The organism is Pseudarthrobacter sp. NS4 (assembly GCF_024758005.1).
Lineage (GTDB): Bacteria > Actinomycetota > Actinomycetes > Actinomycetales > Micrococcaceae > Arthrobacter.
Window position 1 is genome coordinate 413091 of the sequence record NZ_CP103288.1, and the last position, 21145, is coordinate 434235.

The window sequence follows — 21145 nt, forward strand, 5'->3', positions numbered from 1 at the left end:
CGCCTAGCGCTTTTTGGGCGCCCGCTTGGCTGCAGAGTTGAGGGCTGCCTTGGCTGCCGACGGGAGTCCTGCCTGCTCTGCCTCCGGCTCGGCCACGGTGCCCCGGGCGTTGGCGATGGCCTTCATCCCGTGGTAGATCACCAACGCCGCGGCTGAACCCAGTGCGATGCCGGTGAAGGTCAGTTCGCCGATGGTCCAGGTGTAGTCCGCGATGCCGATGATCAGGGCCACCGCCGCAGTGGTCAGGTTCACCGGATTGGAAAAGTTCACCTTGTTCTGCACCCAGATCTTGACGCCCAGGATGCCGATCATGCCGTACAGCATGGTGGCCGCACCGCCCAGCACGCCCGGCGGGACGGTGGCGATGAGTTCGCCGAATTTCGGTGAGAAGCTCAGCAGGATGGCGAAGACACCTGCCACCCAGTAGGCCGCCGTCGAGTAGACCTTGGTGGCAGCCATGACCCCAATGTTTTCCGCGTAGGTGGTGGTGCCTGAACCTCCGCCGAAACCGGCCAGGACGGTGGCGGCGCCGTCGGCCATCAGCGCGCGCCCGGAGACGCCGTCGAGGTTCTGGCCCGTCATGGCGGCCACAGACTTCACGTGGCCGATGTTCTCAGCCACCAGCACCAGCACCACGGGCACGAAAAGGCCCAGGACACCGATGTGGAACTCCGGGGTCTGGAACTGCGGCGCGCCCACCCAGGCGGCGGCGTCCATCTTGTCGTAACTGACTTCCCCACGCAGCATGGCCACGAGGTATCCGACCACAACGCCCACCAGGATGCTCAGCCGGCCAAGGATCCCGCGGAACAGGACGCTGACCAGGATGATGGTGGCCAGCGTGACGACGGCGGTAACGGGCGCGGCATCAAAGTTCTGTTTGGCGGCGGGGGCGAGGTTCAGGCCGATGAGCGCCACGATGGCGCCGGTGACGATGGGCGGCATGAGCCGGTTGATCCAGCCCGCGCCGAACTTCTGCACGATGGCGCCCACGAGGGCCAGCGCGGCGCCGGCCAGCACCACTCCGCCGAGGGCGCCGGGGACGCCGAACTGCTGCTGCGAGGCCATGATGGGCGCGATGAACGCGAAGCTGGAGCCGAGGTAGCTGGGCACCCGGCCCTTGGTGATCACCAGGAACAGCAGCGTGCCGATGCCTGAAAAGAACAGTGTGGTGGCCGGGGGCATGCCGGTAATGATGGGCACCAGGAACGTGGCGCCGAACATGGCCACCACATGCTGCATTCCCACGCCGATGGTCAGTGGCCAGGCCAGCCGCTCGTCCGGCGCCACCACGTGGCCTGGTTTGATGGATTTGCCGGTGCCGTGCAGCTTCCATTTGATTCCGAGCATGCTCATGGGAAGGAATGCCTTTCAGGGATGCCGCGAGGGGGCGTAGATCAACTCGCACCAGAATACCGCCCTGCCTTGGTGTGCTGAAGGTCACGTGCCGTCGCGGGAAGAGGACGGAAGAACTTGAAGTTGCAACTATGGAAAGCGAAGAGGCCACCCCGGCAGGCGGGGAGGCAAAGCGAAAGGTAAGCCAATGACCATTGCCCACGAAGAAGCGGTTATCGATCCGGCCGCCGTCGACGCCATTTTCGCCCAGGCCCGCACCGCCAATTCCTTCACGGGAGAAGTGACCGAGGAGCAGGCCCAGGCCATCTACGAACTCACCAAGTTCGGTCCCACCGCGTTCAACTCGCAGCCGCTGCGCGTCACCTACGTCCGCTCCGACGAGGCCCGCGCCAAGCTGGTGGAAGCGCTGATGCCGGGCAACCGCGCCAAGACCGCGTCCGCCCCGCTGGTGGCCATCCTCAGCTACGACACCGACTGGGCCGGCCAGTGGGACAACTTCCTCCCCGGCTACAACGCCCCCAAGGCCATGTATGACGCCAACCCCGAACTCGCCGCTGCCACGGGCAACAACAACGCCCACCTGCAGGCCGGCTACTTCATCCTGGCCGTACGCTCGCTCGGTTTCGCCGCCGGGCCCATGACCGGCGCCGACTTCGGGGCCATCGACGAGGCCTTCTTCCCCAACGGTGACCAGAAGAGCTTCCTGGTGGTCAACATCGGCCAGCCCGCCGAGGATGCCTGGGGCGAAGCCAAGCCCAAGTTCTCCTACCAGGACGTCGTCCGCACCGTCTAACCCCGGACGCTCTCTCACCTTTCGCGCCATTCCTGCAGACGCTCTCTCACCCGGCGAAAGAGCGTCTGTGCTTAAGGCGCGGGAAGTGAGAGAGGGTTTGAGGGCGCAGGGGGGTGCAGTGGGACACTGGGCAGATGCGGAACCTCATCTTCGTGGTGTTCGTCGAGCCGGTGGCTGCGCATCAGGTGTTTCCGCGGTCGGACTGGCCGCTGCACATCACCCTGGTGAGGTTCGACGTCGCCACGGGGCAAAGTGCCGGCGTCGCCGAGCGGATTGGTTCCCTCGCCGACGCCCCGGCCAGAGCTGCCTTGGGCGCCGGGCTGGTGGTGGGGGAGGATGCGGCCTTTGGCCGGAACGGAACCGTACCTGTCAGCCTGGTGGAACCGCACCCGGTCCTCCAGCGCCTGCACGAGGACCTCGTCGGTGTGGTGACAGACATGGACGGCAGGATCCTGACGCCGCGCCACACCCTGAGCGGCTACCGCCCTCACGTCTCCCACCATGGCACGGCAGGACCGGATGCCAGGCGCCTCCACCCGGGGGACGACGTCGTGCTTGACCGGATCGCGCTGGTGGATATGGCGCCGGACGGTGACCACACCATCCGGCGCATCCTCCGGCTCTGGAGCCGGCAGCCGGAAACCGGCTAGGCGATAACCCCGTCCACCAGTGCCTTGGCCTCGGCCTGCACCTGCCTGAGGTGCTCCTCGCCCCTGAAGGACTCAGCGTAGATCTTGTAGACGTCCTCGGTACCGGACGGGCGGGCGGCGAACCAGGCGTTTTCCGTGACCACCTTGAGCCCGCCGATGGACGCGCCGTTGCCCGGTGCCTCGGTCAGCTTGGCAACAATCGCCTCGCCGGCGAGTTCAGTGGCAGTGACGTCCGACGGCGAGAGCTTGCCGAGTGCCGCCTTCTGCTCACGGGTGGCAGCGGCGTCGATCCTGGCATAGACCGGAGCACCGAACTGGTCCGTCAGGCCCTTGTACAGCTGCGACGGCGACTGGCCCGTCACAGCTTTAATCTCCGAGGCCAGCAGGGCGAGCAGGATGCCGTCCTTGTCCGTGGTCCAGACGCTGCCGTCCTTTTTGTTGAAGGAGGCGCCGGCCGATTCTTCGCCGCCGAAGGCGCCCTCGCCGGAGAGCAGGCCGGGCACGAACCACTTGAAGCCGACCGGCACTTCCACCAGCTTGCGGCCCAGGCTATCGGCCACGCGGTCGATGATGGAGGAGGACACCAGGGTCTTGCCCACCACGGAGTCCGGGTTCCAGCCGCTGCGGTTCCGGTACAGGTAGTCAATGGCAACCGCAAGGTAGTGGTTCGGATTCATCAGCCCGCCATCGGGGGTGACGATGCCGTGCCGGTCGGCGTCCGCATCGTTGCCGGTGGCGACATCAAACGCTGAACCGCCGTCAGACATGCGCTTGATCAGGGACGCCATGGCGGCCGGCGATGAGCAGTCCATCCGGATCTTTTCGTCCCAGTCCAGGGTCATGAATGCCCACTGCGGATCCACCGTGGGGTTTACCACGGTGAGGTTCAGGTGGTGGCGTTCGCCGATCTCGCCCCAGTAGTCCACCGCCGCGCCGCCCATGGGGTCCGCGCCGATCCGGACACCGGCGTCGCGGATGGCATCCAGGTTCAGGACCGAGGGGAGATCGTCCACATAGCTGCTGAGGAAGTCGAATTTGCCGGTGGTGTCCGCGGCCAGCGCGTCTGCCAACGGAATGCGCTTCACTCCGCGCAGGTCATTCTCAAGCAGCTCGTTGGCGCGGTTGGCGATCCAGCCTGTGGCGTCCGAATCGGCGGGGCCGCCGTGCGGGGGGTTGTACTTGAAGCCGCCGTCGGCCGGCGGGTTGTGGCTGGGGGTGACCACGATGCCGTCTGCCTGCGGGGCGGCGGGTCCGGCATTGCGGTTGTAGGTGAGGATCGCGTGGCTCAGGGCCGGGGTGGGGGTGTAGCCGTGGCGGGCGTCGATGAGGACCTGGACGCCGTTGGCCGCAAGCACCTCCAGTGCGGAATTCTGTGCCGGCTCGCTCAGTGCGTGCGTGTCCTTGGCCAGGAACAGCGGTCCGCTGACGCCCTGCGCCGAGCGGTATTCAACGATGGCCTGCGTGATGGCAACGATGTGTTTCTCGTTGAAGGATGCCTTGAGGCTGGAGCCGCGGTGCCCCGAGGTCCCGAACACCACCCGTTGGCCTGGTTCACCCATGTCCGGGGTGAGGTCGTAATACGCGTCAAGGAGCGCAGTGATGTCAACAAGGTCCTGGGGTTGGGCAACTGTACCCGCGCGGCTAGCCATGGCACCAGCATGCCAGAACCTCGCTGGAGTCAAAACGACCCGCCCGGAATCGGGTCACCTGTGACGGAGCCGCGTCATGAACCGCGGGTCGTCAACCAAGTAGCCAACCTGAGTACAGGCTCCACAAAGTACTTATATACCGGCGCCTTAGTGCCCTGTTACTTTCGAAAAATCCGGAAGACCATCCGCAAGCAAAGGACGACGGCGGCCCGCCGCCATCGTCCCTCCGGCAGGGAAGCAGGGACGCCATGGGGGCAGCAGACGGGGCAGCCGAGCAGTCCAGGCTGGCTGCTGAAAGGGTTGCCAGGCTCAAGCGCCGGCTCGACCAGGCCGAGCATGCCACGAAGGCGTGGGATGCGGGGGCAGTAAGCGAGCGGGTGGTTGCTGACAAGCTGAGCGAGCTGGTTCCCCGCGGCTGGTATGTGCTGCACGACGTGCACTGGCCCGGGCGTCCGAAAGCCAACCTGGACCACGTCCTGGTGGGTCCCGGCGGCGTGGTGGTGGTGGATACCAAGAACTGGACCGGCGAGGTGCGGGTTGCGTCCGGGGTGCTGTGGCAGGGCCGTTACGCACGGACCCAGGCGGTGGAAGGCGCGCTGGCCCAATGCGCCGCGGTTGCCTCCGTGGTTTCCCCGCCACACCGGCGGCTGGTCCGTCCCCTCATCTGCATGGTCGCGCAGCCGGACCTCTTCGGCATCACCAGCTCCGATGTCGCGGTCGCCGGTGCCCGGCGCCTGGTGGGGGCCATCGAGTCGCTGCCGCCCGTTTTGGATCAGCAGGCCGTGGTGGGCTTGTACGCGCACCTGGGCCAGGAGCTGACGCATGAGCAGGAGGCCGGCATCACTGCGTTCCGGCATGTCCGCCCGGGGACCGTGGTGCGGCCGGCAGGAGGGCTGCCGCCGGGGGCGCCGAAAGAGCCGGGAAGTTCACGTCCCGGCGGCGGCCAGGATCCTGCGCCCAGGGGAAACGTCGCAGGCCGCAGTGGAAGCTCAGCCCAGCCGCGGACCAGCGGAAGCGGAGCAGGAGCAGGGGCACGGAAGGACCGGAAGGTCAAGGCCCACCAGCATGCGGGCACCAGCGCGGGACGCCTGGCGCTGCTCGCCGCTTTCGTCATTCTCGCCGTTTATATCCTGCCCTATTGGGGACGCTAGCCCCGCGGAGGGCTTTCGATGGAGGCTGCTTCCGGCCCGACCCGGAGGGTGCCGGGCGGAGGTGCGCCCTGCTGGCCTGGCGGACAGTCGCAGTGATGCGGTTGAGCCGCTCGGAGTCCAGTGTCCAGGCCTGCCAGTAGAGGGCAACGTCCTCGTGTGTGTCCTCCAGCCGGACAAGGGACCCTTTGGCGATCTCCCCGGTGAGCTGCAGTTCGGGGATCATTCCCCATCCAAGTCCGGCCCTGACGGCTGCGATGAAGCCTTCCGAGGAGGGGACCGTGTGCGTGGGAGGAGGCTTTTCGATGCCTTTGGAGGCAAGGAGCCGGCGCTGCAAATCATCCTTGGCGTTGAACTTCAGCACAGGCATGGCGGCCCAGTCCGGGCCCTCGGACGTACTGAACCGCTGATGAAGTCCGGCGGCAGCCAGCGGGATGTACCGCATGTGCCCCAGCAGCTCCACCCGGCAGCCGCTCACCGGCACGGGATCCGAGGTTACGGCTCCCATCACTTCACCTTCACGAAGGAGCTGGCTGCTGTAGCCCTGGTCCTCCACATGGAGGTCTATTGTGGTGTCGTCCCAGCCGGCGGCCTCGCCGAGGACAGGGACGAACCAGGTGGCCAGCGAATCCGCGTTGACGGCCACCGGAAGGTGCGTCCGGGATGACCGGCCGCTTCCTAACGCGCTCGAGGTCTCGGCTTCAAGGACCTGCACCTGCCGCGCCATGCGCAGCAGAAGCATACCGGCCTCGGTAGCGCTGCACGGCAGCCGGCGGCGCACCAGGACCTGACCCACGGAAGCTTCCAGTGCCTTGATGCGCTGGCTTACGGCGGAGGGGGTGATCCGCAAAGCGTCTGCTGCAGCCTCGAAAGTTCCCTCGTCGATCACCGCGGTAAGTGCTTTCAGGTGGTCAAGGTTCATGAAGCAACTCTAATGGAGGCGAACAATCCGTTATTTGTCTTCATTCTGGGGCGGGATTACCGTCAGAAGCATGATGACCGTATGGGCCACCGGCCTGCTGACCGGCCTGGCACTGATCGTGGCGATCGGGGCGCAGAACGCCTTCGTGCTGCGCCAGGGAATCCGGCGGGAACACGTCGGTGCCGTGGTGGCCGTGTGCATGGCCGGTGATGCTGCGCTGATCCTTGGCGGCACCGCCGGCATCGGGGCCCTGGTCACCCAGTTTCCCGAGGCCTTGGAGGTGCTGCGCTGGGGCGGGGCTGCTTACCTGCTGTGGTGGGCGGTGCGATCCTTTATCTCCGCATCTAAGCCTTCCTCGCTGGCAGAACAGCCCCCGAAATCGAAGAACTCCGTGATCGCCAGTGCAGTCGCGCTGACCTTCCTGAACCCCCACGTCTACCTGGACACTGTGGTGCTGTTGGGCAGCCTCGCGAATCAGCAGGGCGCCGGCGCGCGCTGGATCTTCGCAAGCGGAGCCGTGACCGGCAGCGTGCTCTGGTTTTCGGCGCTGGGTTATGGGGCACGCACCTTGGCGGGAGTCCTCAGCAGTCCGGGCACCTGGCGCTGGGTGGACGTTGCCATCGGCGTGCTGATGCTCGTCCTCGCCACCAGATTGGTTATGCACTGACCGGTTCGGGACCCGCCGTTCACCGGTAGGCTGGGAAGCAAAATCCTAGGGGGAAACCTTGACTGACCAGCCTTCCCAGCGCCCGGAGTACCCGGGGGCCAATTCCCCGGGCGGGGACCAGCGGCCCGGCACACCGCCGTCGGGCTATGAACCACCCCGCTTCGTCCCGCCATACGGCTCAGAAGCTTCCCAGCAGCCTCCCGCCGGCCGCGGTGCCTATGACCAGGGCAACCAATACGGCGGGGGACAGTACAGCGGAAGCCGATATGGCGGCAGCCCCTACTCCCAGCCTGCAGCCCCTTACGGGCAGCCGGCCTACTACGGCATGCCCGCCGAGCCCAAGACGCTGAGCATCGCCAGCATGGTCTGCGGCATCGCCTCCGTGATCATGGGCTGGCTGCTTCTTCCGCAGATCGCTGCGATCGTGACGGGCCACATGGCCCTCAAGCGGGAGCCCTCCGGAAAGGGTATGTCCATTACCGGCCTGGTCCTCGGCTACCTGTGCCTGCTCGGTTACGGGGCGTTCTGGCTGCTGCTCATAATCGGGCTGGCGTACGCCGGCTCCACGGCAACCTACGGGTACTGACCCGGATTTCGAAGCGCCGGCAACACAACACCGGCAATCACAACCCTGGCGACCCAAGACGGCGGCCCGCCGAATGGTCGCCGCGCGGGCCGCCGTCGTCTTTCCTTAGGGCCCCTGGCGGAGCAGCTCCACATCCGAAACGAGCTCGATGTGGGCCAGCATGGCCTCAGCTGCCCCTTCGGCATCCTGGGACCTGATGGCATCCGCAATCTTGCGGTGGGAGGCCAAGGACTGCTCTGGCCTGCCCGGCTGGCCCAGTGACTCCATCCTTGTCTCAAGGATCATCTCGGCAATGAACGCCATAAGCTGCGCCAGCACTGACGAGTGTGCCGCCGCCGTGACGGCCTGATGGAACAGCTCATCACCGCGGGTGCCGCGGTCGCCGTCATTAATCTCGCGTGACATGACGTCCAGGGCCTCGTCTATTGCCTTGAGGTCTTCGTCCGTACGCCTGGCAGCGGCGAGCGCTGCAAGCTTTACCTCCAGGGTGCTGCGTGCTTCCACAATTTCCGGCAGCCGGCTTCGGTGCTCGCGCAGCCCCTTGATCACGGAAGCGACACTGGGGCGGCGCGCAAGAACGGCACCCGTACCGTGCTGCACATCGATGACGCCCAGGACCTCAAGGGCAACCAGGGCCTGGGCCAGGGTGGCCCGGGAGACGCCGAGGCGCTCCGCAAGGTCCCGTTCAGCGGGCAGGAGGTCACCCGGCCCCAGCCGGGCGGACTCGATGTAGGCCAGGATCTGCTCAACCAGCTGCTCGTAAAGCCGCGGCCGTGCGACTCGCTCCAGTCCCAGCCGTGATGTCTTCTCCACAAAAGCCCTCACTTTGTTGTCGATCTTCCAAGAATACAGGGAGCTGCTATTGACATACAGACTCACACTCTAGGAGGCTAGGCCAGTGGTCCACTGCCGGGGAAGATGCTTCCGTAAACCTTCGTCCCGGCCGCCTACCAACTCAGAAAAGGAACCAGCATATGAGCAGAGCTCACCATCCCCAAGGTCCGCTGGCCGGACACACGGTCGTTGACCTGAGCCGGGCCCTGGCCGGCCCGCATGCCGGCATGATGCTGGCGGACCTGGGCGCCCGTGTCATCAAGGTGGAGAATCCCGGTGCCGGGGACGATACCCGCGGCTGGGGTCCACCGTTTGTCGGCCCGGAAAACGACCTTCAGTCCACGTACTTCATGTCCTGCAACCGCAACAAGGAGTCCATCAGCCTGGACCTGAAGAGCGGGGAGGGCCAGGCCGTGTTGCGGGGGCTGCTGGAGCGGGCCGACGTGGTGATCGAGAACTTCCGCCCCGGCGTCATGGACCGGCTGGGCTTCCCGATGGCCGCCATGCACGAACTCAACCCCCGGCTGGTGATCCTGTCCATCACCGGCTTCGGCCACGACGGGCCCGAGTCGCAGCGCAGCGGCTACGACCAGATCCTCCAGGGCGAGGCGGGCCTGATGTCCCTCACCGGCTCCGGGCCGGACGATCCCCAGCGGGTGGGCGTCCCCATTGCCGACCTGCTGGCCGGCATGAACGGGGCGTTCGGTGTACTGGCGGCGCTGGTGGAACGTGACCGGACCGGCCACGGCCAGGTGGTGCGCACCTCGCTGCTGGCATCGCTGATCGGGGTCCACGCCTTCCAGGGCACCCGCACCACGGTGGCGGGGGAAGTTCCACAGGCGCAGGGCAACCACCACCCTTCCATCGCCCCCTACGGGCTGTTCGCATGCAAGGACGGCAGCGTCCAGATCAGCGTCGGCAGCGAAAAGCTGTGGTCCTCCTTCGCGGCCGCGTTCGCCCTGGATCCCGCCGCACCCGGCTTTGCCAGCAACGCGGAAAGGGTGCGGAACCGCGCCGGGGTGATTGCCGCCGTCGAACGCGTCTTTGCCGGTTATGGCGCCGCGGAACTGCTGCAAAAGCTGAACGACGCCGGGATCCCGGCCGGGAAGGTCCGCTCGCTGGATGAGGTGTACGCCTGGGAACAGGTGGCGTCACAGGGCCTGGTGGTGGAGGTGGACCACCCGCTGCTCGGCAAAGTCAGCCTGCCCGGCCCCCCGCTGCGGTTCTTTGCCCCGGGCGGCGCCGCAGAAACCACCGTTACAGAGCATGTGGCCCCGCCGCTTCTGGACGCCGATGGGGAGTCCATTCGGGAATGGCTGGGCCTGACCGCTGCCGCGGGGGCGAAATAGCATGCCGACCACCGAAAAGCTGCGGCACCTCAGCGCCGCTGAACTGCTGGGCAGCGTGGTGGACGAGGGGTCCTTCACCTCCTGGGACACCCCGGCGCAGGAACCGGCGCTGTCCGAAGAGTACGCCCGGGACCTGGCCAGGGCGCGGGAACGGAGTGGAACGGACGAATCCGTCATCACCGGCGCCGGCCTCATCCGCGGCCGCCGGGTGGCAGTGATCGTCAGCGAATTTTCTTTCCTGGCGGGATCCATCGGCCACGCCGCGGCGGAGCGGATCGTGGCCGCCGTGGAACGGGCCACTGCCGAAGGGCTGCCGCTGCTGGCCGGTCCGGCATCCGGCGGCACGCGCATGCAGGAGGGCACTCCCGCATTCCTGTCCATGGTGAAGATCACCGGCGCGGTGAGGGCGCACCGGCAGGCCGGCCTTCCCTACCTGGTCTATCTGCGCCATCCCACCACCGGCGGTGTGATGGCCTCGTGGGGATCCCTGGGGCACATCAACGTGGCGGAACCCGGCGCGTTGCTGGGTTTTCTGGGACCCCGGGTCTACGAAGCCCTGCACGGGGAAGCATTCCCCGGCAACGTACAGGTGGCGGAGAACCTGTTCCACAAAGGGCTGATCGACGGGGTGGTGGAGCCGGCAGATCTTGCCGGCCTGGTGGGCAGGGCGCTGGATATCCTGGTGCCCCCCGTGGATGTGTCGCCCGGGCCGGACGTTGTGCCTGCCGCACCGCCCACGCTGTCTGTCCGGCCCGCTGCCGTGGATGCCTGGACGTCGATCGAGATTTCACGCCGGCCGCGGCGGCCGGACCTGCGCCAGCTTCTTAGATACGGCGCCACCGACGCCCTGCCGCTGAACGGGACCGGGCAGGGGGAGAAGGACCCCGGGCTGCTGCTGGCGCTGGCCCGCTTCGGGAGCCAGTCCTGCATTGTCCTGGGACATGCCCGCCCGCTGCGGAAGGATGCGGCCGGGATGGGCCCGGGGTCGCTGCGGGAGGCGCGGCGCGGCATGAAACTCGCGGAGGAATTGCGGCTGCCGCTGCTCACGGTCATTGACACCGCAGGTGCAGCCCTCTCCCAGGAAGCGGAAGAGGGCGGCCTGGCAGGCGAAATCGCGCGCTCCCTGCACGAGCTGATCGGGTTGGAATCGCCGTCGGTCTCGGTACTGCTGGGCCAGGGGGCCGGGGGAGGGGCGCTTGCGCTGTTGCCCGCCGACCGGACCATCGCCGCCCAGCACAGCTGGCTTTCCCCGTTGCCTCCCGAGGGTGCGAGCGCCATCGTACACCGCACCACCGCCTTTGCCCCGGCCATGGCCCAGGCGCAGGGGGTAAACGTGGCATCGCTCTACGCCAACGGACTGGTGGACCACATCGTGGATGAACGGAATGACGCTTCGCTGGAGCCGCGCCAATTCTGCGTAAGGATGGCCAGCGCCATCGAGTACGAACTGGGGTCAGTTACCGGGGTGCCCGTGGCCGAACTGGTGGCATCGCGGGCAGGAAAATACCGCAACCTCGGCGGTATCTGACCTTTTCCGCCAGCTGCCTGCCCGGTCGGTTGCTACCCGCGCCGGTCCCCTGTTGGTGGTGCTGATGGCTTGCCCCGGCGCGGCTGCTGCTTCTGCTCCATTACCGTCGCTTTGGTGCCCGCGCGCGGCGTGCGTTGGCACGGAGCTGAAGGATGCGTGCGCCGCCGGCCGCGGCCACCAGGACTCCGCCCGTCACGCTGGCGATAAACAGCGCCATGCCCAGCGGTAAGGCTCCTTCGAATCCCATGAACTGCACCAGCACCTGGTCCTGGTTCTGCAGGATAAAGACGATCAACAGGATCAGCAGGACCAGGGACGCCACAACAGCGGCCCAGACCACGCCGGCACGCGTCACCTTCGGCTCATCGGCTGATGCGGGCGCAGCGGCGGGGGCGGAGTCTGTGGGCCGCGTCTTCGGGGTCCCTGTACGGTCAGCTCGTGAAGTCCCACTGTTGCCGGGTTCCGGCTGCCCCTCAGGCCCAGGCGTGTACTTACCAGCATTCATTCACGTCCCCTTCCAGGATGCTAAGCATGCTTATGATCCCACCTTAGCGGCAGGCTTCCGGCTTGCACAACGCCATGCCAGTTGTGCTGGCGGTCCGGTATGCCTGCCCGCGCCCGCCGTCGTTACTTCACCCGCTTTCGGTCCCCACAACTGTCCATCTGATAATGGTGCCGTCCGGGGCGGTGAGGATCCTTCGGCAAGTGCACCCTCGACAGGACGTAGGACCTGACCTTCCAGGCATGTGTCCACGCCCAGTCGGCGGCGCCCGCGTCCCAACACAGCGGAAGGGCCCCGGGGGAGGCCCTTCCCTGGATTTCGACCCTGTGCCATACCGGGGCGGGGTCAGACCCTTTCCTTGCTTTGTTCGGCGGAGGGCGTGCGGGGCCTTGGCGTCCTGCGCCAGTTGGGGAAGGCCCAGAACGTGTAATCCTGTGCCTTGACCTGCTCCTCCCGGGTCTCCACCGGGGTCTCCTGCTTGGCTTCAGGCTGGCGCTCAGTTTCCTTCTTGATGCCCCAACCGAAGTCTTTGCTGGATGAATAGCACATCACAGACCTCCTCATAGTGACTGCCCTTTAATCGTCCTCCCGATCCGTTCAGGAGTCGACACCCCCAGGCAATCCAACCTTCACCGTCCGGTACCCGATCGCTTACGGGACGTCCGCGGCTGTGGCTTCGGCCTCCTGGGGGCCTTGAAAATCGCAGGGGCCCTGGTGGCGGAGTGGAAGGAGGCAGGTCCTGCCCGTTGGAAGGTGCACCAGCGCACAACGGCCGGTTTTTGCCACATCTTCACGGACAGTGGCATTGCTCAGGTCCGGCCGGGCATTTTCACCCCGCCCGGCAGCAGGGACTTCGGCACGGCTTGGGGATTCAGCATTCATCAGGGCAACTCCTCGTCGAGCATGGGCTATATGGAGGATGCAAGGCGGTACCGCCTTAAAAAGTCTGTGCCCGCCAGGTTACGGGAGGGTTAAAGGCGTATTAGGGGCCGGTCAACAGGCGTCCTGCTAGTAGCCCAGCTGATGGGCCAGTTGCAGCAGGAGGGCCTCCGAGCCAACGGGACCAACCATCTGGATCCCCATCGGAAGCCCGCGGCCGGGTGCGCCACCGGTCCAATGCACCGGAATGCTGATCGCAGGCAGGCCGCACACGTTGACCATGGAGGACCAGGGCGCGTATTCGCACTGTTTCCGGTAGTCGCCGTCGGCATCCCCGGGCCACTGGGTTGAGGGCCAGCGTTCATCGCCGTGGCCCGTCCCGGTGAACCAGCCCACCGGACGCGGGGTCTGCGCCAGCGCAGGCATCAGCAGCAGGTCCCACTGCGCGTACTGCGCTGCCGTGTCCTGCTGGAACCGCCGGAGGAACCCAAGCGCTTCGGCAAGTTTCGCGGGGCTGCGCTGCTGGGCGCGCCGGCGGAAGGTGCGGGTCAGCGGGGCAAGCAGAGCTTCCCGGTGGGGGCTGATCCTTGCAGTGCCCACCCCGGCGGTCCAGGCCGTAGTAAAGGCATCCGGATACCGGTTGTCGTAGCGGATGCTTGCTCGGTGACCTTGTGCCCCGCATGCTTCAGCAGCTTCTCCCCGGCCTCGAGGGCATCCAGGGCCTCCTGCTCCAGGGTAAAGGGAAACGTGCTGGACCAGGGGCTGTCCAGGGTGACGCCGATCCGCAGCGGCGGTGGCTCCTGGGCCACGGTTTTCAAATATGCTGCCCCGGGCACCATGGCATCCATCATCAGTGCGGCGTCGGCGGCGCTGCGGGCCAGGGGACCGGGCACCACCAGCCTGGCGGGGTCGCCCTGGCTTTCCCCGGCGGGCACCAGGCCGCGGCCCGGCTTCAACCCGACCAGTCCGCAGGCCGCCGCAGGGATGCGGACCGAGCCGCCGCCGTCGGTCCCCGGGGCGAAGGGAAGCAGGCCCCCTGCCACCGCTGCCGCGCTGCCACCGGAGGAACCGCCGGAGCTCCTGCTCAGGGCATGGGGATTGCGCGACGGCGGTGCAATGCGGTTTTCGCTGTAGGCCGTCAGTCCGAATTCGGGAACCTGGGTCTTTCCCAGGGAGATCACGCCTGCTTCCCTGAGGAGCGCCACCAGCGGGCCGTCAACGGGCGCGGGCTTGTGCTCCAGGGCCGCACTGCCGTGGGTGGTCGCAACGCCGGCCACGTCGGTGAGGTCCTTGAAGGCCAGCGGCATGCCGTGAAGGATGGGGAGCCCGCCGGCCGCAGTCCGGGAGTGCAGGGCGTCTGCCTCGCGCGCCTGCTGGACAGCCTGCTCTGCCGTGACGGTTACGAATGCGCCCAGTAAGGGATTGTGCTGCTCCACCCTGGCCAGGAAGTGCGCGGCGGCGTCCCTTGCTGACACTTCGCCCTTCTGCAGGGCGTCCCTCAGTGCGACGGCGGACAGTTCGTGAATCTCTGCCGGCATGTGTCCTCCTCAGGGTTCCTTAGAAAGCGTAACTTGCCAGGCGGCCGGACCTGCCGGGGGTGGAAGTACTAGGCTTAACGCTGAATTCGATCCGCCACGAACAGGACTTCCCATGAGTGATTTCGATACCGTTCCCGTCCATGACATCCCCGCCGACGCCGTGATTGTGGACGTCCGGGAGGACTACGAATGGGTGGCCGGCCATGCCGAAGATGCCGTCCACATTCCCATGGACCAGATTCCAACGCGACTGGATGAACTTGACCCGGACGAGGACCTGTACATCATCTGCCGCACCGGAGGCCGTTCCTTCCGTGTGGCGCAGTGGTTGACCGGCCAGGGATACACGGCCATCAACGTGGCCGGCGGCATGGACCAGTGGTTGGAGCTCGGCAAACCCCTCGTCTCGGACAACGGCCTCAAGCCGATCGTCCTCTGATGTCCGGCCACGCCGTCACCTACGCCTTCCTCGGTCCTGAGGGGACTTTTACCGAAGCAGCCCTGCTGCAGGTGCCGGACGCGCTGCAGGCCATCCGCCTCCCGGCATCGAACGTCAACGCTGCCTTGGACCTTGTGCGGGATGCTTCGGCTGACGCGGCCATGGTTCCCATCGAGAACTCGGTGGAGGGCGGCGTGACCGCCACCCTCGACGCCATAGCCGGCGGGCAGGAGCTGCGGATCATCCGGGAGGTCCTGGTGCCCATCAGCTTCGTCCTGGTGGCCCGTCCCGGCGTGCGGCTGGCCGGCGTGCGGAGGGTGTCAACACACGGTCACGCCTGGGCGCAGTGCCGCCTATGGATGGACGCCAACATTCCCGCGGCAGAATACGTCCCCGGTTCCTCCACCGCCGCCTCGGCCATGGGCCTGCTGGACGATGACTGCCACTACGATGCTGCCATCTGCGCGCCGCTGGTGGCCCGGGAGCAGCCCGGCCTGTCCGTTCTTGCGGAAAACATCGGCGACAACCCCGGCGCGGTGACCCGCTTCATCCTGGTCAGCCGCCCGGGCCAACTGCCGGAGCGGACGGGCGCGGACAAGACCACGGTTGTGGTTCCACTCCCGGAAGACCGCCCGGGCGCCCTCATGGAAATCCTGGACCAGTTCGCCACCCGTGGCGTGAACCTGAGCCGGATCGAATCCCGCCCCACCGGGCAGTACCTGGGCCACTACTTTTTCAGCATTGACGCCGACGGCCACGCAGGTGACGCGCGGGTGGCGGATGCCCTCGCCGGCCTGCACCGCATCAGCCCCAACACCCGCTTCCTGGGCTCATATCCCCGTGCAGACATGCAGGGAACAGCAGTGGAAGCGCACACTTCGGACGAGGCATTCGCGGCGGCAAGGTCATGGGTGGCTTCCATACTCCGGCCGGAATCCGCGGCCGTGGAAAGCGCTTCCGCCACTTCGCCAACAGCGTAGGTAAATGCCGCTTCGGGTACTTCCCGGGGCTGTGGACAATGCGTATGCTTGCTTGATCCACATGGGGGATGGCCCCTAACGAAGGGAGCGGGTCATGACTACCAGCAGCACCGACAACGACGGCCAGGGGATGATCGTCAACCCCCGGCCCACTGCCGATAACCAGGACTGGGACGGCGACGATGCAGACCGGGCTGACCGCCTGCGCTTCGAAGAGGAGCAGGCCATGATCCGCGAACAGTCCGAGGCCCGCGCTGCCGCTAAGGCCGCAGCCCAGGCTGCGAAGGAAGCCAACGCCTGACCAGCCCGGTGCGGAGCCCTCCCTGGATATCCGCCTGCGCGCTGCCCAGTAGCTCCTGCCCGTCCTGGATCTGACCCTTGACCCGGATCAGCAGCGAACGGGGATCCACCTGGACTGTGAGCCGGGTGGCCTCACCTGATGTGTCGCCGTCGAGCTGGGTGGGCATAGGTTCCGGGCACCTGATGACCACCCTGCCGGACCGGTATACGGTCATGACGGGCAATTTTCCGGTGTGCTTGAACATGATCTTCACGTACATCAGCAGCCACCCCAGGGCGCTGCGGGGGCTCATCACCACCACATCCAGCATGCCGTCGTCGATCATGGCCTGGGGAATGAAGTCAATGCCGCCGGGCACCAGGCCGCAGTTGGCAAAAAGGACACTGCGGATGTTCCGGACCTGTTCAGGACTGCCGTCCAGTGAGATCGATATCTTCTTCCGCCGGCCGGGGAGGTGCCGCATGCCCGCCTCTGTGTAGGCAAGCCAGCCAACAGCCTTTTTCAGGCCCGCGTTCGTGTCAGCGAGCACCTCGGCGTCCATGCCGATGCCTGCAATCACCAGGAAAACATGCTCGGAGGAGTGCCCGGTGCGGGAGTTCTCGATCCCCATCCGGGCAGTGTCGATGAAGCGCTGCCGCCCAAAGAGCGCTGTACGGACATTCCCATGCAGGTCATTGACGTCCAGGTCCACGTTCCTCGCCAGGAGGTTGCCCGTTCCCAGTGGAATCAGACCCATGGCCACTCCGGTGTGGGTAAGGGACTCGGCCACCACCCGCACCGTGCCGTCGCCGCCGCCCACCAGGACGACGTCGGGCTTGTGCGCCAGGGCGTCCTGCACCTGGGAGAAGCCGGGGTCCTCCAGTGTTGTCTCGAAAAAGACGGGCTCATCCCAGCCGGCCGTCAGGCAGGCGCGCTGGATGGTCGCCTTCGCTTCAGCCGAGCGTGCCTTGACCGGGTTGAGGATCACGGCCACCCGCTGCTCTATGAGCCCGGAATCCTGCGCGTCCCCGCCCATCGCGCTGCGGACGTGCAGGGCCTTGAGCCGGCGCACGCCCCACCAGCTCGAGACCGCGAAGGCAAGCGCCACCGCAATCAGGAGGTAGAGAATCAGGTCGCTCATGGTGCTTCAACAGTAGTCCCGCCCAAGGCGGACAAATCCGGCGCGCCCCGCACAGCCCGCCGTCCTGCAAGGTATTGGATACCCTTATGTGGTGATCGACGTAAAAGACCTCAGCGAAAACCCGGACAAGTTCCGTGCCAGCCAGCGCGCCCGCGGCGCCGACGAATCAGTGGTGGACGCGATCATCGCCGCGGATTCCGCCCGCCGTGCAGCGCTGATCCGCTTCGAAAACCTCCGGGCCGAGCAGAATGCTTTCGGCAAAAAAGTGGCGCAGGCCAAGGGTGACGAAAAGCAGGCCCTGCTGGCCGAGGTCAAGGAACTGGCCAACTCCGTCAAGGCGGCGTCTGCCGAAGCCGATGCCGCGCAGACGAAGCAGGAAGAACTCCTGCGCACTATTCCGAACCTTATCGAGGACGGCGTTCCCGCAGGCGGCGAGGACGACTACGTGGTGGTCAAGACCGTCGGAACGCCCCGGGAATTCACGGACTTCGAGCCGAAGGACCACCTGGAAATCGGTGAGCTGATCGGCGCCATCGATATGGAGCGCGGCGCGAAAGTGTCCGGGGCCCGCTTCTACTTCCTCCGCGGCGTGGGGGCCCGGCTGGAGATGGCCCTGCTCCAGATGGCCATGGACCAGGCCATTGAGGCGGGGTTTGTCCCGATGATAACGCCCACTCTGGTGCGTCCGGAGACCATGCAGGGCACGGGTTTCGACGTAAAGCACGACGCCGAGATCTACCGCCTCGCCGAAGACGACCTTTACCTGGTGGGCACCTCGGAGGTTGCCCTCGCCGGGTACCACGCCGACGAAATCCTCGACTTCTCCAAGGGCCCCATCCGGTACGCCGGCCAGAGCTCCTGCTACCGGCGTGAGGCCGGCTCGCACGGCAAGGACACCCGCGGCATCATCAGGGTCCACCAGTTCAACAAGGTGGAGATGTTCATTTACACCACCGTTGAAGAGGCGGCCGCCGAGCACCAGCGCCTGCTGGCCTGGGAAGAGGAGATGCTGGCCAAGTGCGAGCTTCCCTACCGCGTGATCGACACCGCCGCAGGCGATCTCGGCACCTCCGCCGCACGGAAGTACGACTGCGAGGCGTGGGTCCCCACCCAGGCCGCCTACCGCGAGCTGACGTCCACCTCCAACTGCACCACGTTCCAGGCCCGCCGCCTGAACATCCGTGAGCGTGTGGTGAATGAGGCCGGGGCCGCCAAGGGCACCCGGACCGTAGCCACCCTGAACGGTACCCTGGCCACCACCCGCTGGATCGTGGCGCTGCTGGAACACCACCAGAATGCCGACGGCTCGGTCAACGTGCCCAAGGCCCTGCAGAAGTACCTGGGCGGCCTCGAGGTCCTCCCGGTCCTGTAGGTTACTGCACCGCTATACAGGAAATCCCCGTCACATGGTCAATTTCCCCGGCAACGCCGAGGGAAGTCGTCCATGCGACGGGGATTTTCGCGTTGTGGTCCCAGCCGCGGAGGGGCATGCGGACACACAGGATTTACCGGGTGTTCCACAATTGTGTGGCGCGCGTCCTAGCGCCGGTGCGGGTCGTCTGGTTCACTATGTGAATGACAACGCTGACTGAAACCTCAGTCGCCGGCAACGATGACCGGCGAGAGATCGAAAACGACAACGTAAACCAGAAGCTCATGGTCGCCCTGGATGTAGACGGCACCCTGGTGGACCACGACGGCCACATGTCGCCGGCCGTCCGCGAGGCGGCGCAGGCAGTAGTAGCCGCCGGGCATGAGGTCATGATTGCCACCGGCCGCTCCCTCAACGCCATGCTGCCCATCCTTGAGAATATCGGGATTGAACGCGGCTATGCGGTGTGCTGCAACGGGGGCGTGACACTGCGGCTCAACCCGGAATTCGAAAACGGCTATGAGGTTCTCCATAAGGCCACCTTCGACCCCGCTCCTGCCCTTCGGGCCCTCCGGGAACGGCTTCCGTCCGCCAAATACGCGTTGGAAGATGAGGACGGTAACTTCCTGTCCACGGAACGCTTCCAGGACGCAAGCTTCGGCGTCGAGGCCGTGGGTGTGGACTTCCACACCATGCTCGAATCCACAGCCGTGCGTGTAGTGGTGTTCAGCACCGAAAACACTCCGGAGGAGTTCAATGAGGCGATCGAGCAGATCGGCCTTGCCGGCGTCACATACTCGGTGGGCTGGACCGCGTGGCTGGACATCGCCGCTGCCGGCGTGACCAAGGCCAGCGCCCTGGAAAGCCTGCGTAGCCGCCTCGGCATTGAACCGCACCTGACGGTGGCTGTCGGAGACGGCCGCAACGACATCGAGATGCTCGGCTGGGCGGGACGGGGCGTGGCCATGGGCCAGGCCCCGGAGGAAGTCATTGCCGCCGCGGACGAGGTCACCCATTCGGTGTTCGACGACGGCGCCGCCCACGTGTTGCGCAGCCTGCTGTAAGCGGGGCGGAGTCTCTAGTTCCTTTAGCTTCGTGGGCAGCGCTCGCTGCCTGCGTTATTTTGGCCGGCCTGGCCATCTTCCGCCCTCGGGCAGAATGGAAAGCATGACCCTTACCACCTTCGCCCTCATCCGCCATGGCCAGACTGACTGGAACGCCGAGCGCCGGCTGCAGGGGTCCACCGACATTCCGCTGAACGACGTCGGCCGGGCCCAGGCGCGCGACGCCGTCGCTGTCTTGTCCGGCTACGAATGGGACGCCATTGTGTCCTCGCCCTTGAGCCGGGCCGCTGAAACGGCAGACCTGATCGCCGAAGGGCTTGGACTGAACGACGTGCGCCGCGTCCCGGAGCTCACCGAGCGCAGCTTCGGGCCGGCTGAGGGGATGCAGGACGGGCCCGAGCTGGATGCCCTGCGCATTCCGGGTGGGTTCCGCGGTGCTGAAAGCGAGGACGAGGCAGCCGGCAGGGGACTGGCCGCCTTGGAGGCACTTGCCGAGGAGTTCAGCGGCCGCAAGCTTCTCGTCGTCGCCCACGGAACGCTGCTCCGCGTGAGCCTCAGCCGCGCCGTGGGGAGCACCCTGAAGAGCATCGACAACGCCGTACTCAACCTGGCCCACCACCATGCGATTGACGGCTGGCAGCTCGAGTACTTCAACGGCGAACCGGTTCTGGCTGCGACACAACGCTAGGCCGCAGGCCCAACCCTTCAGCACCGCTCGAACGCTGCTGGCCGTGGGCGGCGTCATCCCCATGATCCTGTGCAGGACCCTGAAAGGCAGCGGGGAACGCCTTAGCGGACCTCAAGGATCAGCGCGAGCAGCCTGGCTGCGGCAGGCCGGGCAGCGTGTTCCTCGTTCCATTGCGCCCGCGCCACAGCTTTACTGACGGCCTGGGTGGTAATTCCGAGCTCCTGCGCCACGGCTTTCTGCTGCCCGCGGACCCCGGGGGTCAGCAGGTCAAGGACCCGCCACTCCGCATCGGACCGGTCACGGACAATATGGCCCAGCAGCCGCAGCACGGCCTCCGCATCGTGCGCGATATCCGCCAGGGGACCTTCGACGGCCACCGGAACCCGCTCCTTGCTGCTGCGGAGCCGGTCCACTGCCCGCCGGGCGTACACGAGTCCGTGGCCGGAAGCGTCCTTGATCTGGTTGGGGAGCGGCTCGTTGACGGGGCCGGCGCCGATCCCCACGTACCAGGAACCGCTGCGCAGGGCGATCAATGCTGCCTCCACCGCCTGGTGCGGGCAATCGACAATGCCCTGGACTTCATCCTCAACGGAACGGTCGAAGTCCAGGCGCGCGGGGATATGCCGCAGGTCCTTGAGCAACTGCGGCACCCGGTCTCCGTCGCGCCGGCTGTCCGTTTGATTGATTGTCAGCGTGAACATTCTGGATACACACTACCCGGTAGTAGGAATCCTGGAACTGCCATGTTACGGCTGGTCAAACACGTGCCGCCGGAACCCA

General features: G+C 66.3%; 21 protein-coding genes and 1 pseudogene. 13 read left to right on the forward strand and 9 right to left on the reverse strand.

Annotation, left to right across the window (positions count from 1 at the left end; genetic code table 11):
• Positions 1-3: 3 nt before the first annotated feature.
• A complete protein-coding gene (locus NXY83_RS01980; protein ID WP_258804449.1) occupies positions 4-1356 on the reverse strand; it encodes a uracil-xanthine permease family protein in 1353 nt (450 codons plus the stop codon).
• 187 nt (positions 1357-1543) lie between these two features.
• On the opposite strand from NXY83_RS01980, the gene NXY83_RS01985 reads away from it, so the two are divergent.
• Both NXY83_RS01985 and NXY83_RS01990 read left to right on the forward strand, forming a co-directional pair.
• Positions 1544-2149 (forward strand): malonic semialdehyde reductase, encoded by a 606-nt coding sequence (locus NXY83_RS01985; protein ID WP_258804450.1) that lies wholly within the window; start codon positions 1544-1546, stop codon positions 2147-2149.
• A 134-nt stretch (positions 2150-2283) separates the two neighbouring features.
• Positions 2284-2799 (forward strand): 2'-5' RNA ligase family protein, encoded by a 516-nt coding sequence (locus tag NXY83_RS01990; protein WP_258804451.1) that lies wholly within the window; start codon positions 2284-2286, stop codon positions 2797-2799.
• Here NXY83_RS01990 and pgm read toward each other — a convergent pair.
• A complete protein-coding gene (pgm, locus tag NXY83_RS01995; protein WP_258804452.1) occupies positions 2796-4448 on the reverse strand; it encodes a phosphoglucomutase (alpha-D-glucose-1,6-bisphosphate-dependent) in 1653 nt (550 codons plus the stop codon). The two genes, NXY83_RS01990 and pgm, sit on opposite strands and share 4 nt — an antisense overlap.
• Before the next feature lie 248 nt (positions 4449-4696).
• Here pgm and NXY83_RS02000 point away from each other — a divergent pair, with 248 nt between their 5' ends.
• Positions 4697-5599: a nuclease-related domain-containing protein gene (locus NXY83_RS02000; RefSeq protein WP_258804453.1), complete on the forward strand. Its 903-nt coding sequence runs from the start codon at positions 4697-4699 to the stop codon at positions 5597-5599.
• On the opposite strand, the gene NXY83_RS02005 is transcribed toward NXY83_RS02000, so the two are convergent.
• Entirely contained in the window at positions 5559-6518 is a 960-nt protein-coding gene (locus NXY83_RS02005; protein ID WP_258804454.1) for a LysR family transcriptional regulator ArgP, read from the reverse strand. The genes NXY83_RS02000 and NXY83_RS02005 overlap by 41 nt on opposite strands.
• Positions 6519-6588: 70 nt before the next feature.
• Between NXY83_RS02005 and NXY83_RS02010 the strand changes: the two genes are divergently transcribed.
• Positions 6589-7185 carry a LysE/ArgO family amino acid transporter gene (locus tag NXY83_RS02010; protein ID WP_258804455.1) on the forward strand — a complete coding sequence of 199 codons (597 nt, stop codon included), beginning with the start codon at positions 6589-6591 and terminating at the stop codon, positions 7183-7185.
• A 58-nt stretch (positions 7186-7243) separates the two neighbouring features.
• Positions 7244-7771: a DUF4190 domain-containing protein gene (locus tag NXY83_RS02015; protein WP_258804456.1), complete on the forward strand. Its 528-nt coding sequence runs from the start codon at positions 7244-7246 to the stop codon at positions 7769-7771.
• Between the two features lie 105 nt (positions 7772-7876).
• Here NXY83_RS02015 and NXY83_RS02020 read toward each other — a convergent pair whose 3' ends face one another.
• Positions 7877-8584 (reverse strand): FadR/GntR family transcriptional regulator, encoded by a 708-nt coding sequence (locus NXY83_RS02020; RefSeq protein ID WP_258804457.1) that lies wholly within the window; start codon positions 8582-8584, stop codon positions 7877-7879.
• Between the two features lie 161 nt (positions 8585-8745).
• Here NXY83_RS02020 and NXY83_RS02025 point away from each other — a divergent pair, with 161 nt between their 5' ends.
• Together NXY83_RS02025 and NXY83_RS02030 are read left to right on the forward strand one after the other, a co-directional pair.
• Positions 8746-9954, forward strand: a complete 1209-nt coding sequence (locus NXY83_RS02025) for a CaiB/BaiF CoA transferase family protein (protein WP_258804458.1) — start codon at positions 8746-8748, stop codon at positions 9952-9954.
• A 1-nt stretch (position 9955) separates the two neighbouring features.
• Positions 9956-11482 carry an acetyl-CoA carboxylase carboxyltransferase subunit alpha/beta gene (locus NXY83_RS02030; protein ID WP_258804459.1) on the forward strand — a complete coding sequence of 509 codons (1527 nt, stop codon included), beginning with the start codon at positions 9956-9958 and terminating at the stop codon, positions 11480-11482.
• A 100-nt stretch (positions 11483-11582) separates the two neighbouring features.
• Here the strand turns inward: NXY83_RS02030 and NXY83_RS20880 are convergent, their stop codons facing one another.
• The 3 genes and pseudogenes from NXY83_RS20880 to NXY83_RS02045 form a co-directional block, all read right to left on the reverse strand.
• Complete coding sequence (locus tag NXY83_RS20880; protein WP_309484115.1) at positions 11583-11837, reverse strand: lipopolysaccharide assembly protein LapA domain-containing protein; 255 nt, start codon at positions 11835-11837, stop codon at positions 11583-11585.
• A 492-nt stretch (positions 11838-12329) separates the two neighbouring features.
• Positions 12330-12533 carry a hypothetical protein gene (locus NXY83_RS02040; protein ID WP_258804461.1) on the reverse strand — a complete coding sequence of 68 codons (204 nt, stop codon included), beginning with the start codon at positions 12531-12533 and terminating at the stop codon, positions 12330-12332.
• 459 nt (positions 12534-12992) lie between these two features.
• Positions 12993-14401, reverse strand: a pseudogene (locus NXY83_RS02045) (amidase).
• Between the two features lie 112 nt (positions 14402-14513).
• Here NXY83_RS02045 and NXY83_RS02050 point away from each other — a divergent pair.
• From NXY83_RS02050 to NXY83_RS02060, 3 genes are all read left to right on the forward strand, one after another.
• On the forward strand, positions 14514-14840 hold the full coding sequence (locus NXY83_RS02050; RefSeq protein WP_258804462.1) for a rhodanese-like domain-containing protein: 327 nt from the start codon (positions 14514-14516) through the stop codon (positions 14838-14840).
• Positions 14840-15820 carry a prephenate dehydratase gene (pheA, locus tag NXY83_RS02055; RefSeq protein WP_258804463.1) on the forward strand — a complete coding sequence of 327 codons (981 nt, stop codon included), beginning with the start codon at positions 14840-14842 and terminating at the stop codon, positions 15818-15820. Before NXY83_RS02050 ends, pheA begins: the two co-directional genes overlap by 1 nt.
• A gap of 94 nt (positions 15821-15914) precedes the next feature.
• Complete coding sequence (locus NXY83_RS02060) at positions 15915-16121, forward strand: hypothetical protein (RefSeq protein WP_258804464.1); 207 nt, start codon at positions 15915-15917, stop codon at positions 16119-16121.
• Here NXY83_RS02060 and NXY83_RS02065 read toward each other — a convergent pair.
• Positions 16081-17241: a diacylglycerol/lipid kinase family protein gene (locus tag NXY83_RS02065; RefSeq protein WP_258804465.1), complete on the reverse strand. Its 1161-nt coding sequence runs from the start codon at positions 17239-17241 to the stop codon at positions 16081-16083. The genes NXY83_RS02060 and NXY83_RS02065 overlap by 41 nt on opposite strands.
• A 91-nt stretch (positions 17242-17332) precedes the next feature.
• On the opposite strand from NXY83_RS02065, the gene serS reads away from it, so the two are divergent.
• The 3 genes from serS to NXY83_RS02080 all read left to right on the forward strand — a co-directional run bounded on the left by serS (position 17333) and on the right by NXY83_RS02080 (position 20365).
• Positions 17333-18613 (forward strand): serine--tRNA ligase, encoded by a 1281-nt coding sequence (serS, locus tag NXY83_RS02070; RefSeq protein WP_258804466.1) that lies wholly within the window; start codon positions 17333-17335, stop codon positions 18611-18613.
• 203 nt (positions 18614-18816) lie between these two features.
• The gene (locus NXY83_RS02075; protein WP_258804467.1) at positions 18817-19677 is read left to right on the forward strand and encodes an HAD family hydrolase; all 861 of its coding nucleotides are present in this window, start codon (positions 18817-18819) and stop codon (positions 19675-19677) included.
• A gap of 103 nt (positions 19678-19780) precedes the next feature.
• Positions 19781-20365: a histidine phosphatase family protein gene (locus NXY83_RS02080; RefSeq protein WP_258804468.1), complete on the forward strand. Its 585-nt coding sequence runs from the start codon at positions 19781-19783 to the stop codon at positions 20363-20365.
• Between the two features lie 101 nt (positions 20366-20466).
• Here the strand turns inward: NXY83_RS02080 and NXY83_RS02085 are convergent, their stop codons facing one another.
• The gene (locus NXY83_RS02085) at positions 20467-21066 is read right to left on the reverse strand and encodes a hypothetical protein (protein ID WP_258804469.1); all 600 of its coding nucleotides are present in this window, start codon (positions 21064-21066) and stop codon (positions 20467-20469) included.
• Positions 21067-21145 lie beyond the last annotated feature (79 nt).

What these genes read in the sequence shown, in the direction of transcription:
- NXY83_RS01980 (WP_258804449.1), bottom strand. Translation starts at nt 1,356, where the DNA reads ATGAGCATGCTCGGAATCAAATGGAAGCTGCACGGCACCGGCAAATCC.
- NXY83_RS01985 (WP_258804450.1), top strand. Translation starts at nt 1,544, where the DNA reads ATGACCATTGCCCACGAAGAAGCGGTTATCGATCCGGCCGCCGTCGAC.
- NXY83_RS01990 (WP_258804451.1), top strand. Translation starts at nt 2,284, where the DNA reads ATGCGGAACCTCATCTTCGTGGTGTTCGTCGAGCCGGTGGCTGCGCAT.
- pgm (WP_258804452.1), bottom strand. Translation starts at nt 4,448, where the DNA reads ATGGCTAGCCGCGCGGGTACAGTTGCCCAACCCCAGGACCTTGTTGAC.
- NXY83_RS02000 (WP_258804453.1), top strand. Translation starts at nt 4,697, where the DNA reads ATGGGGGCAGCAGACGGGGCAGCCGAGCAGTCCAGGCTGGCTGCTGAA.
- NXY83_RS02005 (WP_258804454.1), bottom strand. Translation starts at nt 6,518, where the DNA reads ATGAACCTTGACCACCTGAAAGCACTTACCGCGGTGATCGACGAGGGA.
- NXY83_RS02010 (WP_258804455.1), top strand. Translation starts at nt 6,589, where the DNA reads ATGATGACCGTATGGGCCACCGGCCTGCTGACCGGCCTGGCACTGATC.
- NXY83_RS02025 (WP_258804458.1), top strand. Translation starts at nt 8,746, where the DNA reads ATGAGCAGAGCTCACCATCCCCAAGGTCCGCTGGCCGGACACACGGTC.
- NXY83_RS02030 (WP_258804459.1), top strand. Translation starts at nt 9,956, where the DNA reads ATGCCGACCACCGAAAAGCTGCGGCACCTCAGCGCCGCTGAACTGCTG.
- NXY83_RS02040 (WP_258804461.1), bottom strand. Translation starts at nt 12,533, where the DNA reads ATGTGCTATTCATCCAGCAAAGACTTCGGTTGGGGCATCAAGAAGGAA.
- NXY83_RS02050 (WP_258804462.1), top strand. Translation starts at nt 14,514, where the DNA reads ATGAGTGATTTCGATACCGTTCCCGTCCATGACATCCCCGCCGACGCC.
- pheA (WP_258804463.1), top strand. Translation starts at nt 14,840, where the DNA reads ATGTCCGGCCACGCCGTCACCTACGCCTTCCTCGGTCCTGAGGGGACT.
- NXY83_RS02060 (WP_258804464.1), top strand. Translation starts at nt 15,915, where the DNA reads ATGACTACCAGCAGCACCGACAACGACGGCCAGGGGATGATCGTCAAC.
- NXY83_RS02065 (WP_258804465.1), bottom strand. Translation starts at nt 17,241, where the DNA reads ATGAGCGACCTGATTCTCTACCTCCTGATTGCGGTGGCGCTTGCCTTC.
- NXY83_RS02075 (WP_258804467.1), top strand. Translation starts at nt 18,817, where the DNA reads ATGACAACGCTGACTGAAACCTCAGTCGCCGGCAACGATGACCGGCGA.
- NXY83_RS02080 (WP_258804468.1), top strand. Translation starts at nt 19,781, where the DNA reads ATGACCCTTACCACCTTCGCCCTCATCCGCCATGGCCAGACTGACTGG.
- NXY83_RS02085 (WP_258804469.1), bottom strand. Translation starts at nt 21,066, where the DNA reads ATGTTCACGCTGACAATCAATCAAACGGACAGCCGGCGCGACGGAGAC.